This is a genomic window from Mesorhizobium prunaredense (assembly GCF_900156895.1).
Lineage (GTDB): Bacteria > Pseudomonadota > Alphaproteobacteria > Rhizobiales > Rhizobiaceae > Mesorhizobium > Mesorhizobium prunaredense.
This window is the reverse complement of record NZ_FTPD01000010.1, coordinates 17,875-30,579: the sequence shown is the minus strand read 5'-3', so window position 1 is coordinate 30,579 and position 12,705 is coordinate 17,875. Positions and strand designations below refer to the sequence as shown.

The window sequence follows — 12,705 nt, the reverse complement described above, 5'->3', positions numbered from 1 at the left end:
TCCTGTCAGAATGACTCGTTGTTCCGAAATGATTTTCTCAGTTGGCATGACACGTGCTGTCGATCTGCCAAAGCACCGGCCCGCATGGACCCCATCCTATGATCACGCTCGCCGAACATGCGTTCGCCCCCGCCACACCGGGCTTTCCCGAGCCGACGCAAGAATGTGCGTTTGCTCTCCAATCGGCATCGAACGCAGCCACCTCAAATATCGCGAGCTTGGCTATAGCGAGACAGTACAGTAAAGTTCTTGAGCACGAACGTAAATCCCACAGCAATCTCTTTCTACTCCTTCGCCGAAGAAAGCCTGAGTTGGATGGAAAGAATGTAGTTGCGATGGCGCTCGCGCCCGACCAATCGCGCGCCACCATCATCAGCAACAAGGGGGGAACTTGGCCTTCATCCGCGATCACCAGCGGCACGGAGCAGAACAAAGGCTTTCCGCCCCGGCGTGATCGCCTCGATGTCCTGGACGTCCAACGGGACACGCCTGGTCTTCGCGATAGCCGCGTGTTGACTCAACCTAATCTGGCGCTTCGAAGTTCCCACGGGCGAAGGGCGGCAGATCACCACAGCTTCCAGGCGTCGCAAATTTGTCGAACCGACGCTGGAGCGGTGGGAGAAGTGGGGCCTGCCGAGCGGGGCCTCGTCTACCGTTCGAGCGGGGCGGCGCGGGCGGGGCGGGCGGCCCGCCAGCGCTATCATTCACGACCAGAGGCAGTGGCGCGTTGCCGTTCCGCGCCGATATCCGATACATGCACGGCCAAAAGTATCCTGGTCCTGGGACCGAGCGGCCGCGGTCTACAGGCTCGACTGGCGCCACACCTGGTGGACTCCAAAGATCTCGAGGATGGACTGCGTCGCCCGCCAGCCCGCCATGCGGCTCTGGCCGGGCACTCTTCGCGAGGGCGACAAGGGATAGCGATCTGAGGTGGCCTCGTCGTCTCGCCAGGCTCACCATTCATCTGGAACTTCTGGAGAACGCGCTCCGCTAGCTCTGGCGAGGATGCCGAAAAGACACTGAACAGGAGCTTACAATGAGAGTCGCACCACAATTTTCCCGGTTGAGGGATCCGAAATGAAGCCACTGCCTTCAAAAGCGCGAGCTGTCATAATCGGAGGCGGCGTGTCGGGGTGCTCCGTCGCATATCACTTGGTGAAGCTGGGATGGACGGACGTGATCCTGCTCGAGCGTAAGCAACTTACGTGCGGCACGACCTGGCACGCCGCCGGGTTACTCAGCGAGCTTCGCGGGTCTAGCGACATGACGAAATTGACCAAGTACTCAATGCAACTCTACTCGAGTCTGGAGGAAGAGACGGGGATCGCAACCGGACTTCGCCGCGTCGGGTCATTGTCTATCGCACTTACCCAGGAGCGCAAGCACGAGCTATACAGGCAACTCTCTCTCGCAGCCGCCTACGGCGTGGAGGCACGAAAGATCTCAGTGCGAGAACTTGAGGGAATGTATCCTCATATCGATGTATCTGATGTCACTGCAGCGCTTCATTTCCCTAATGATGGACAATGTGATCCAGGCAACGTCGCGATGGCGCTGGCCAAAGGCGCACGTCAACGTGGCGCTGCAATCTTTGAAGGAGTGAACGTAGCCGGTGTTCAGGCGAGGAACGGCCGGGTATCAAGCGTAACATGGGAGAAGGAGGGCCAGCGAGGGGTGATTGAAACGGAGGTCGTGGTAAACTGTGCTGGTATGTGGGCACGGGAATTCGGCGCTAGAAGCGACGTCGCGGTTCCATTGCATGCGTGCGAACATTTCTACTTGGTCACAGAACCGATAAATGGACTAACTCGGCTGCCGGTCCTTCGGGTTCTTGACGAACATACGTACTACAAAGAAGATGCAGGCAGACTTCTTTTCGGGGCGGTGGAACCGGAGGCGAAACCGTGGGGCATGGACGGCATCCCGGAAAGCTTCTGCTTCGATCAGTTGCCCGAGGACTTTGCGCATTTCGAACCTATTATGGAGAAGGCTCTGAAGCGCATTCCGATGCTGGCCACAGCCGGTATTCGTACCTTCTTTAACGGGCCAGAAAGCTTCACTCCGGACGACCAATACCACTTGGGTGAAGTTCCTGATGTTAGGGGCTATTGGGTAGCATGTGGTTACAACAGTACAGGGATAGCTGCCGCAGGAGGCGCGGGCTTAGCGCTGGCGCAGTGGATGAATGACGACGAGCCGCCCTTCGACTTGTCGAGCGTGGACATCCGTCGGATGGAGCCCTTACAGAAAAACCGTTCGTACTTGAGAGAGCGGGTTTCGGAGGTGGTGGCACTCTCGTTTGCCGACCACTTCCCCACTCGTCAGATGACAACAGCGCGCGGCATTCGACGCTCGCCAATCCATGAACATCTCAAAGCACGCGGGGCGGTGTTCGGTGAGATGGTGGGCTGGGAGCAAGCCAACTGGTTTGCTAGGGAGGGCCAGGAGCGCGAATACCGATACTCCTGGTACCGCCAAAACTGGTTTGACAATCAGCGCGACGAGCATACGGCGGTTCGTGAACGGGTCGGCTTGTTCGACTTGACTTCATTCGGGAAAATCCGAGTGGAGGGCCGAGACGCTATCACCTTTCTCCAGCGGCTTTGCTCCAACGATGTCGACGTGCCGATTGGCCAGATCGTCTATACGCAAATGCTGAACGAGCGAGGCGGGATCGAGAGCGATCTGACCGTGAGCCGTCTCACGGAGACTGCTTTCCTGCTAGTCGTGTCGGCCTCTACATTACAACCCAATCTCTCTTGGCTTAGGCGGCATCTGGGCGACGAGTTCGTCGTCATAACCGATATGTCGGCGTCGGAAAGCATCCTGGCAGTGATGGGACCGAATTCGCGCGAACTGCTCGGCAGAGTGAGTCCGAATGACTTCTCAAACGAGAACAACCCTTACGGCACCTGGCAGGAGATTGAGATCGGCATGGGTCTGGCGCGGGCCCATAGAGTGACCTGTGTCGGCGAGCTGGGCTGGGGGATCTACATTCCGACTGACCAAGCCGCTCATGTCTTCGAAGTAATCGAGGCGGCGGGCGCCGATGTCGGACTCAAGCTGTGTGGGCTCTATGCCATCGGCTCGTGCCGCATGGAGAAGGGATGTCGGCACCTCCCCGATGACGTTGGCAGCAGGGATCACGTGCTCGAAGCGGGGCTGGGCTTCGCTGTCAAGACGGCAAAGCCCGGATATATTGGGCGCGATGCGGTGCTGAGAAAACTTGAGGCGGGTTTCGACCGTCGGTTGGTTCAGTTCCGCCTTAAAGATCCTGCCCCTCTACTTCATAAGAACGAAGTCGTTTTCCGAGACGGTCGGATCGCCGGAACAATCACTTCCGGAGACTACGGGCACACGCTCGGTGGAGCTCTCGGCCTTGGCTATATACCGTGCAAGGACGAAAGCGAGGCAGCTCTGCTCTCCTCTTCATACCAGATTGAGATAGCCGGCGAGTCCTATGCCGCGGAAGTCTCGCTCAAACCGATGTATGACCCGAACGGCGAGCGGATGCGGGCTTGACTTACGAATGGAGCCGTTCGGCATCCGACAGCTTATTTAAGTGTCGAAGCACCCGCGCCTAAGGCATTCTGCGCGTCGAAGGCGCGGTTCAGGAGCCATTGGGCGCGGCATGGAGTGCGACGTGTTCGTCTGGATTCAGCTCGGGCGCGCGCCAACGCGAGTAACTACCAGGCAAGTCGGAATGCTGGCGTCAATTTAATATAACCGAGAAGAACTGCTTTCGCGGGGGCAGCCCCGTTACGGCGTCAGGATCACGAGTCCGGCTGAGAAAGCCCCTCACCTAAGGCGGTGCGACATGTGAGCATCACAATCGACTTCGCCGACTTGCTAGAGAGTTCTACATTTAGCCAGACGCATAACCTACCCTCCTAAAGTAGATGGCGCATTCTGGTGGGGTGAAGAGGCCGAGGAATTGGCCTATAGCGGCTCTGATGCCGCCGGCGGCTCGCGCCGCGGCTTTACGCAGAAGGAGCTTAAGTTTGGCGAAGACCTGTTCAATCGGATTGAGGTCGGGCGAGTATTTTTGGGTAGGGCGGCGGCCGGCATTTTCCCTTGTGCGAGCGTGATGCTGATGACGACGATGTGACCTGGCTGGAGCTTTGGGTAACATGACCTGCTGACCTGCTCGACAAAAGGTCGGAAGCACTCGCCATTCATGGGCCTTCGAACAGACACGGTGCTTTTGTGGGGATGGTCGCACAGGCTAGCCAATAAGGCCGCGGTGTTTCAACGCCCCTGTGTGGCAGCTTGTCTACCAGTCGTTTGCCACGTGGTGCCCAGCATACGTGGGGGTCATGTCGGTCTTGGCCAGGTCTGTTTCAATGATGCCAAGGTGGGACGGGTCGGTCCCATACAGGTGTTCGGCGACTCAGACGAGGGCTGTTGCGACCAGCGTCAATTTTGAACCTGAGTCGGCGCAAATACCGGCCCAACATCGAGGTACCGGTCCTAGCTATCGGCCCTAGGGCAGCGTCCGATCGACCGGCGGACCAAATATGGATCGGACGAAAAAAACGCCGAGCCGCCAACTAAGACGACTTCAGAGGCAGGTCACCGACTGGAAGCTGGTTTCGCCGGTAAACTGAGATGTGACCTTTGGATTCATTGGTGAACGCTCCCCTCGTCCAATCTCCCCAACGCTCCGCTAGCTCCAGCCCAACGCATTCGGCCATGGTGTCGAGTTCCTGGTGATAAACGTACCGAACGCGTTGTGGTAAACGTTTGACCGATGTACCAGAAAACCAGAGGATGGTTGAAGTCAACGTCTGGTTTACTGGGTCGTGGATTACCGCATTGACAAAAGTATTCTCATGATCAACGAACGTAGCGGTAGTTTTCTGGCTCCCAACGAAACCATCCAGCGGTGGAACACGAACCTCTATCACCACATGCCCGTTCTTTTCTAGCGCCTCCACGGCCGATCGAAGGCAAGCTATTTGCTTTTCACGTGTGGAGAGCAGGGTGAATGTGCCATAAACACAGTAGACTAGATCATAGCGTTGTTCTGAGTTGAAATCGGCAATGTCCCCCTTCCAGCCTTTGACCAGATCGGTCCGCTTGGCGAGGAGTTTTAACATGCTGTCCGAATTGTCGATGCCTTCGACCTTGACCCCCCGCTCGCTCAGCGGCACCGCCACCCGCCCATTGCCAATACCGAGCTCAAGAGCAACCCCTTTGGAAAGTCGCTCAAGGAAGGCAGCAGTTTCGTCCGCCTCCGCAACTTTCCCTAATAAGCTGGTAAATTTTTCATATGTGGAAGACACACTCTCGTCATAAACAAAATTCTCAGTCATTCGAATCTCCGATTAGGATTTGAACGGTGTCTCAATACAAGGCCGATAGCTCTCAACTAAATCGCCCACCCGCACCTATCTGCGGTGTGCGTCATTCCACGAAGTTTATCGTCTTAGGATAATCGGATAGGTTCGTGTATGTCTGCGTTATTTCATCGCCAACCTTTATGTCGTCAATTGCCACAATGCTGGCCCATGCGCCTGAATCTTCATCAGCCCAAACCGTTTTTGCATTAGGGTTCAATGAATGATTCACCAACGAGGCAAGCCCAAACACAACGTAACGCGCTGTAGCTTTACCTTTGGGATCTCTCCCTCCTCTCACGAAATAATATTCTAGTATTCCTGTAAGATCTATAAGGTTTGCTTGTCTCTCATCAAATTCCCATGTGGGCGCGCGCTCGATTAAATCTCCAGCCTTGAACGGAATATTGGCGAATAAACCACGGCCTTTTCGGGGAATTTTCTTCACATATAGAGCGTTGCTACGATCAAAAACCCTATCGACCATTATGTGTGTACCTTCTTAATGCTGAGCTTGGAGCGCTTCGTTATGGCAGTCGTTGATCCCGGAAGTGATTCACCAGCCATGCTAACCCCGAAGAAGTCGGCGGGCTTGCGGATCGAGCGCTCGGCTATATGGCTGACTGTCTCGCGGCAAGCCTCCTTCTTCCAGAGGTTGCCTTGAGACCTCGGCCAGATCCAAGTATACTTTCGCCACGTCCCATCCCCCTGACAACGGGCATCCCTTCCACTAAGGCACATCGGTGAGATCGGCACGCGCTTCTAGGGACGAGATTCTAACAGTTCATTCCAGAACTAGTTCTCCGTGAGCGAACATAGCTTGTTCTCAACCTCGTCATACCTACCAATGTGAGTGGGTGACGTTAGCTGCTCGGCTCTGACGTTTCGTTCCAACCAACCCGGTACACGTATCTTGCCCAAGCCCCAGGACCGCCTGCTCGAATGAGAATTGATCGGCGACCGCATGAAAGACGCCCCGGAACACGAGAGCGAGCTGATCATAGTCAGATACCAAAGATTCACTTTGCCGCCTCGGTTCGCCGCGACGGTAAATGCAACTCATCCTCTAACAGCAAAGACATAACACAACGTCAGGCTGAAAACGTCGGAGTGGGTGTCGCGGAGAACCACAAGAGTCGTACATCCGCCAACACGGCCTCTGCAAGTAACAGGTACGGTCTGCTCATCTTGCGGACGGAGGACTCGCTCTCGTCACGTCCACATGGTATCGCTCCGGAGTAAGACATTTTGAGGCGTATATGCCAGGTGCGGCTCAAGCTCCTTAGCGACAAACCGCCCGCGATGCAGCACCACGGTGCCGTCGACGTGAACAGCGCGCTGCGGGTGGTGTGCGGCTGTTCATGTCAATGAATGTGCGCTCGAAACGTGGTGGCCGGCCCGGCCAAACGCTCATCCGGCCGAGTCCCGCCGATCGGAAGCGAGGCCTGCGAGGTACTGCCGTTTGTTGAGCTCGTGTGTCCTCGTCGAGGCATAGGCGAAGGCGAGCAGGTCAGGTTGTGAGCTCACACAGGCCAAAGGCGCCGTGGAAATCGACCTCATCGACGCCTTCCGAAAGCTGTTCCAAAAATCTGTCGAAGACAGATTGCATGTCTGCCCTTGTCAGAACTTTTCTTGGGTCTTCGGCAACTTGCTTGCGGGTGGAAGCAAGTGTAGCTGGTCGGCATCATAAGGGTTTCTTATGGAGCATATTGTTCTTCAAAACCCCATTCGATGGCGCGAAGCGGTGGACCTGCAACGTCAGAAATAAGCCCTGCCCGGCGGGGAGGTGCACCTGGCAGGGCTCGCCGCGCAAAGCCGGCGGTCAAATGGGAGGACCGGCAACAGCGGCAATACAGTAGTTGGCCCTCACGAAGATTATACGGCGCCTTCCGCCTTCAAAGCGCGGTACGTCGTGTCAACTGACTTCGCCGTCGCGTCGACGATGACGTCGACCTCGGTCCGAGTGATGATCAGTGGCGGGGCAAAGCCGAGGGTATCGCTGTGCGGCATGGCCCGGCCGATGACACCGTTCTCAAGCAGAGCAGCGGCGGCCCGCACGCCAACCTGCAGCTCGGGCTCAAAAGGTACGCGGGCTTTGGGGTCCAGCATCAGCTCCACGCCGGACAGGATTCCAACGCCGCGAACTTCGCCGACAATGGGATGTCCTTCCAGTTCCGCCTTCATGCGAGAAATCCAATACGGCCCGACATCCTGGACATGCTCCAGGATGTTTCTTTCCTTGAGGACTCGGATGTTGGCAAGTGCGGCCGCCGCGCAAAGCGTATGCCCGGAATAAGTCCAGCCATGGCCGAGAGGTCCATGCTTCTCCGTTCCTTCTTCCAGGACCGACCAGACGCGGTCGCCGATAATCGACCCGGAAATTGGGAGGTAGGCGGAACTCACGCCCTTGGCGATGGTGACAAAATCCGGGCGCATGCCATAAAGGTGGGAGCCGAATTTCGCACCGGTTCGTGCGAAGCCGCAAACCACTTCATCGGCGATCAGAAGGATATCGTACTTGTCCAGTACCTTTTGAATAGCCGCCCAGTAACCCATTGGGGGCGGAACAATACCGCCGGTCCCAAGCGCCGGTTCTCCGATGAAGGCTGCGACCGTATCCGGGCCCTCAGCAAGAATGAGGGCTTCAAGTTCGTCGGCGCAGCGTTGTGAGAAGGTTTCTTCGGTTTCGCCCTGATGGGCTTGACGATAGTGATGTGGGGTCGTTGTATGGCGCACGAGGTTCAAAGGTAGATCGAAAAACTTGTGGAAGAACGGAAGACCTGTCAGGCTCCCGGTGACCAACCCGGATCCGTGATAGCCGCGATGTCGCGAGATGATCTTCTTCTTTTCGGGGCGACCGAGAATGTTGTTATAGTACCAGACGAGCTTGATATTGGTCTCGTTGGCGTCGGAACCGGACAGGCCAAAATAAACTCTTTGCATGTTCTGGCCGAAATATTCGACCACGGCTTCCGCCAAGCGGGCAACGGGCTCAGTGCCTTGGCTGGCATAGACATGAGCGAACGGTAGGTCGTGGGCTTGCTTGGCGATGGCCTCAGCGATTTCCGTGCATCCATATCCCATGTTAACGCAGTAGAGCCCGCCGAAACCGTCGAGGCTCTTTCGACCTTCAGTATCCCAGATGTAGACGCCTTCCGCTCCGGCCATAATCCGGTTTGGCGTCTCGCCGCGGCTGTGCTTTGCTAAATGCGTCGACGGATGAAAGACGTAGCTTCGATCTTTTTCTTGGACTTGCTTGGTTCCCAGATTGGTCAGGCTCATTGTCGCTCTCCCGTTTGGCGCCCGGCGGAGAATACTCGGTCCCCGCTCGTCGAGGGCTGACTATACCGACGGACACACTTCACGTTCCACGGCAATGTACGTCCGTGGCCGGTGAATTCACGGAAATTGGTTCAAACTCCGTCGAAAACACGGGCTCGGAACTCACCGTTGTCTCGGCGCGGACAAGGGAATGGGCGAATTGGATTTTATGGATTTCGTCACAATGAGGCTGTAATATTGGTCGATCCCGAGCCCAACCTGCAGCAAACCCTCCATGAATTCCTGGTAGGCAGCCATAGAAGGAGCTGCAACGCGCATCAGGTAATCGACCCGGCCCCCAATCGCCCAGCAGTCCAAAATTTCGGAGATGCCTTGAATTGCCGTCTCAAAGTGTCGCTGGTCTTCGAGGCGGTGACGGTCCAACACGACCTCCACCATCACGAAAATCACGCCACCGGTGAGGGATGGACTCAGCCGCGCGCAATAGCCTTCGATAATCCCTGCTGTTTCGAGTATGCGGAGCCGCTCCGAGCAAGCCGACGCGGACAGATGAACGCGCTTCGCCAGCTCGCTCTTTGATATCCGACCGTCTGCCTGAAGCTCCGCGAGGATCCGAAGATCCCATGCGTCCAGGCGAACCGTGTTGAGTTTCGACTTCATGGCATTGCCGGGCTGAATATGAACTTTACGTTTAGTCTGCCTTTGGGTCTGCGCCAATTGCATCCATGGTGCGGACGCACCAGCCCAGCGTTGCGCTCCTCGCAGGCGGTGCTGGCGTAGGCATAAGCCCATGCGCACGCCTGACCAAACAAAAACAAAGCTTCTCACTGCCCTTTCATAGTATGTATGTAGCGAGGCAGGACGGATTGGCTAACGGGAATAATTAAACCCCGATATTGCGCGCGATCGTATCTGCAGCCATGCGCTTACGCCACTCGAGTGGCCCGGAATTGTGAATGGAGGTTCCTTCAACATCGACAGCCATGATGACCGGCATGTCCTGCACCTCGAATTCATAGATGGCTTCCATACCCAGGTCTTCAAAGGCCACGATCCGCGCCGTCTTGATCGATTTTGAAATCAGGTACGCAGCACCACCCACTGCGATGAGATAGGGAGTCTTGTGTCTGACAATCGACTCGATGGCCGCCGGGCTCCTCTCCGCTTTGCCGACCATAGCAAATAGCCCCGTCTCCGCGAGCAACTTTTCAGTAAAACTGTCCATCCGGCTGGACGTTGTTGGGCCAGCCGGGCCGACGACCTCATCCCTCACCGCGCGGACGGGTCCCACGTAGTAGATTACGCGTCCCCGCAGATCCACGGGAAGTCGCTCGCCGGCATCGATCAATTCGACTATTCGCTTGTGGGCGGCGTCACGGCCCGTCAGCATTTTTCCGGACAAAAGGAGGGTTTCCCCGCAGCGCCATGATGCAGTCTCTTCTTTTGTGAGCGCATCGAGGCTCACCCGCCGGACGTCGGCAGTGTGCAAGTCTTCATTTCCGATCTGTGGCCATTCAGAAAGGTCGGGCGGTTGGAGTTGGACCGGCCCTGTGCCGTCCAATGCAAACGTCAAGTGCCGGTTGGCTGCGCATTGCGGAATGAGCGCGACTGGTTTGGACGCGGCGTGGGTAGGATAGGTTGCAACCTTGACATCCACGACTGTTGTCAGGCCACCCAGACCCTGAGCGCCGATGCCTAGCCCATTAATTCGCTCATAAAGCTCAATCCGTAGTTCCTCCTCCGCGCTTGACGGCCCCCTGGCGGCCAGTTCCGACATGTCGATGGGTTCGTTCATAGCCTCCTTGGCCAGCAGCATAGCCTTTTCAGCGCTGCCCCCGATGCCGACCGATATCAGGCCAGGTGGGCACCATCCGCAGCCAAGGGTCGAAACGGTGTCGACCACCCAGTCGGCAACGGACGCGCTGGGATTAAGGGTGGTGAAACGTGCCTTGTTTTCGGACCCGCCCCCTTTCGCAGCGATGGTGATTTCAATCTGGTTACCAGGCACGAGGTCCACGTGGACGACTGCCGGCGTGTTGTCACGCGTGTTCAATCGTCGGCCAAGCGGATCCGAGACGATCGACGGTCGAAGGGGATTGTCGGGATCAAGATATGCCTGGCGAACGCCCCTATTCACTAGGTCGGCAAAACTCGCCGCTGATTTAATACGGACCTCCATGCCGACCTTTGCAAAAACCACCACAAGACCGGTGTCCTGGCAGATCGGGCGCCGTCCGAAGCCCGCCATGCGCGAGTTCAGCAAAATCTGCCCGATAGCATTTTTCGCCGACGGGCTCTGTTCCCGCGCATATGCCTGCGAAAGCGACCGCACATAATCTGGAGGATGGTAGTACGAGATATACTGAAGAGCGTCCGCAACGCTCCTTGAGATATCCGTGCCAGCAATGATCCGCGATCTATTTCCCACTGGATCTCATCCAAATGAGCCGAGGCCGTTGACCATTTTCAGGCTTTGGAAGCTCCGCACCCCCTGCTCACCCCCTTCGTATCCATAGCCGCTCTGTTTAATGCCTCCATACGGCGCATCTGCCGAAACCCCTTTCAGGTAGTTTACACTGACAGCGCCCGCCGAAAGACCACCGATCAGCGCCCGTTTCGCACTAGGGGCGGCGGTGAAGAAGTAGGCGGCCAAGCCATACTCAGTGGCGTTGGCTTCTTCGATCGCCTCCTCCATCGTGTCGAACGGCGCCACGGTGAGGATTGGTCCGAACGGTTCGTCATGGAGCACTTTGGCATCTTTTGGCACCCCTGTCAGGATGGTCGGCGGCCAGTAGAAACCGCGGCGGTCGAGGCGGGTGCCACCGGTCTCAACGCGGGCGCCGCGATCGACCGCATCCTGGACCAGACGCTGCATGGCCTCGATTCGCCGCGCGTTCGCCATTGGGCCCATCTCGGTCAGAGGGTCATCCGGTGGACCGATCTTGATCTTGCGGGCGGCTTCCGTCATTCGGGATAGGAATTCCTGATAGAGTGTCCGCGCGACCAGAATTCTGCTCGGCGCGTTGCAGCTCTGGCCCGCGCACTCGAACTTGTATTCCGATACTGCTGGGACGGCCTGTGCAAGATCCGCATCCTCGCAGACAACGACTGGGGAGTGTCCACCGAGCTCAAGGACGCAGCGCTGCAAATTATTCGCAGCGAGCGCAGCCAGCTGCTTTCCAACTGCCGTGGAGCCCGTGAAAGTCAACACCTTCACGATTGAGGAACTGAGGAGATGGCGCGAAATATGCACCGGTACACCGAAGACGAGATTGACCACGCCGTCCGGGACACCCGCATCGCGCAAGGCTTCTACCATATGAACGGCGGCGCTCGGCGCCTCTTCCGCACCTTTGAGAATCACCGGGCAGCCCGCTGCCAGCGCTGGGGCGAGCTTGCGGGCGATGAGGACGACGGGATAGTTCCATGGCGTGAAGGCAGCAACGACGCCGAGGGGCTCCGGGACGATCATCCGGTTCGGGCCCAGCGGAATCGGGGCCGACAGCCCTTCGGCGTGAGTGCCGTTCCACTCCAGCGTTTCGACAGCGCGCGCGTACTCACCTGTGGCCTCGGCAATCGTCTTTCCCTGTTCAGCCGACAAATCCTTCGCTGCGTCGCCTGCCGTTGTGGCAAGAATCCTGGCGGCTGCCACAAGGATCTCGCCGCGCTCTTTTACAGGCCGTGAGGACCAGCCCTTGCGGCTGCGCTCTGCCGAAGCGAGGGCCTCATCCAGATCCGACACCGTCGCCGAGGACACCGAGCCAAATACCTTCTCCGTCGCCGGGTTAATCACAGGCAACGTGGCTCTGTTACTAGCGGCTCGCCATTTACCATTGATAAAGAGCTCATAGCTCGTGGCGTGGGACATGGTGTGCTCCGCTTGTCGAATTCAGTGCGATGTCAGCGGATATCCCGACCATGGGCTCGCCTCCACCAGTGTCATCTCGGTGGTCCCGCCCGGTCAAATATGGAATGTCGACCAAACCCATCTCGAATACAGATTGGGACGGCCAGGCTATTAGGGAGGGGCGGTGGCAACTGGCACTTGGTTTCAACGTGCCTAAGCCCTTTTCGGAGCCGTGGC

The 12,705-nt window shown here is 57.4% G+C and carries 8 protein-coding genes; 2 read left to right on the top strand and 6 right to left on the bottom strand.

The window, feature by feature from the left end; all coding sequences use genetic code 11:
* Positions 1-1,077 precede the first annotated feature (1,077 nt).
* Both BQ8794_RS09595 and BQ8794_RS37320 read left to right on the top strand, forming a co-directional pair.
* The gene (locus tag BQ8794_RS09595) at positions 1,078-3,522 is read left to right on the top strand and encodes a GcvT family protein (RefSeq protein ID WP_077376128.1); all 2,445 of its coding nucleotides are present in this window, start codon (positions 1,078-1,080) and stop codon (positions 3,520-3,522) included.
* Between the two features lie 412 nt (positions 3,523-3,934).
* A complete protein-coding gene (locus BQ8794_RS37320) occupies positions 3,935-4,108 on the top strand; it encodes a hypothetical protein (protein ID WP_167378686.1) in 174 nt (57 codons plus the stop codon).
* A 442-nt stretch (positions 4,109-4,550) separates the two neighbouring features.
* Here the strand turns inward: BQ8794_RS37320 and BQ8794_RS09590 are convergent, their stop codons facing one another.
* The 6 genes from BQ8794_RS09590 to BQ8794_RS09560 all read right to left on the bottom strand — a co-directional run bounded on the left by BQ8794_RS09590 (position 4,551) and on the right by BQ8794_RS09560 (position 12,489).
* On the bottom strand, positions 4,551-5,315 hold the full coding sequence (locus BQ8794_RS09590; protein ID WP_077376125.1) for a class I SAM-dependent DNA methyltransferase: 765 nt from the start codon (positions 5,313-5,315) through the stop codon (positions 4,551-4,553).
* 91 nt (positions 5,316-5,406) lie between these two features.
* A complete protein-coding gene (locus BQ8794_RS09585; protein WP_077376122.1) occupies positions 5,407-5,826 on the bottom strand; it encodes an SET domain-containing protein-lysine N-methyltransferase in 420 nt (139 codons plus the stop codon).
* A gap of 1,388 nt (positions 5,827-7,214) precedes the next feature.
* Positions 7,215-8,621 carry an aminotransferase gene (locus BQ8794_RS09575; protein WP_077376116.1) on the bottom strand — a complete coding sequence of 469 codons (1,407 nt, stop codon included), beginning with the start codon at positions 8,619-8,621 and terminating at the stop codon, positions 7,215-7,217.
* Positions 8,622-8,783: 162 nt separating this feature from the next.
* Complete coding sequence (locus BQ8794_RS09570) at positions 8,784-9,281, bottom strand: Lrp/AsnC family transcriptional regulator (protein WP_077376413.1); 498 nt, start codon at positions 9,279-9,281, stop codon at positions 8,784-8,786.
* Between the two features lie 223 nt (positions 9,282-9,504).
* Positions 9,505-11,049 carry a fumarate hydratase gene (locus BQ8794_RS09565; RefSeq protein ID WP_077376113.1) on the bottom strand — a complete coding sequence of 515 codons (1,545 nt, stop codon included), beginning with the start codon at positions 11,047-11,049 and terminating at the stop codon, positions 9,505-9,507.
* Between the two features lie 6 nt (positions 11,050-11,055).
* Positions 11,056-12,489 (bottom strand): NAD-dependent succinate-semialdehyde dehydrogenase, encoded by a 1,434-nt coding sequence (locus tag BQ8794_RS09560; protein WP_077376110.1) that lies wholly within the window; start codon positions 12,487-12,489, stop codon positions 11,056-11,058.
* Positions 12,490-12,705: the final 216 nt, after the last annotated feature.

What these genes read in the sequence shown, in the direction of transcription:
- BQ8794_RS09590 (WP_077376125.1), bottom strand. Translation starts at nt 5,315, where the DNA reads ATGACTGAGAATTTTGTTTATGACGAGAGTGTGTCTTCCACATATGAA.
- BQ8794_RS09585 (WP_077376122.1), bottom strand. Translation starts at nt 5,826, where the DNA reads ATGGTCGATAGGGTTTTTGATCGTAGCAACGCTCTATATGTGAAGAAA.
- BQ8794_RS09570 (WP_077376413.1), bottom strand. Translation starts at nt 9,281, where the DNA reads ATGAAGTCGAAACTCAACACGGTTCGCCTGGACGCATGGGATCTTCGG.
- BQ8794_RS09560 (WP_077376110.1), bottom strand. Translation starts at nt 12,489, where the DNA reads ATGTCCCACGCCACGAGCTATGAGCTCTTTATCAATGGTAAATGGCGA.
- BQ8794_RS09575 (WP_077376116.1), bottom strand. Translation starts at nt 8,621, where the DNA reads ATGAGCCTGACCAATCTGGGAACCAAGCAAGTCCAAGAAAAAGATCGA.
- BQ8794_RS09595 (WP_077376128.1), top strand. Translation starts at nt 1,078, where the DNA reads ATGAAGCCACTGCCTTCAAAAGCGCGAGCTGTCATAATCGGAGGCGGC.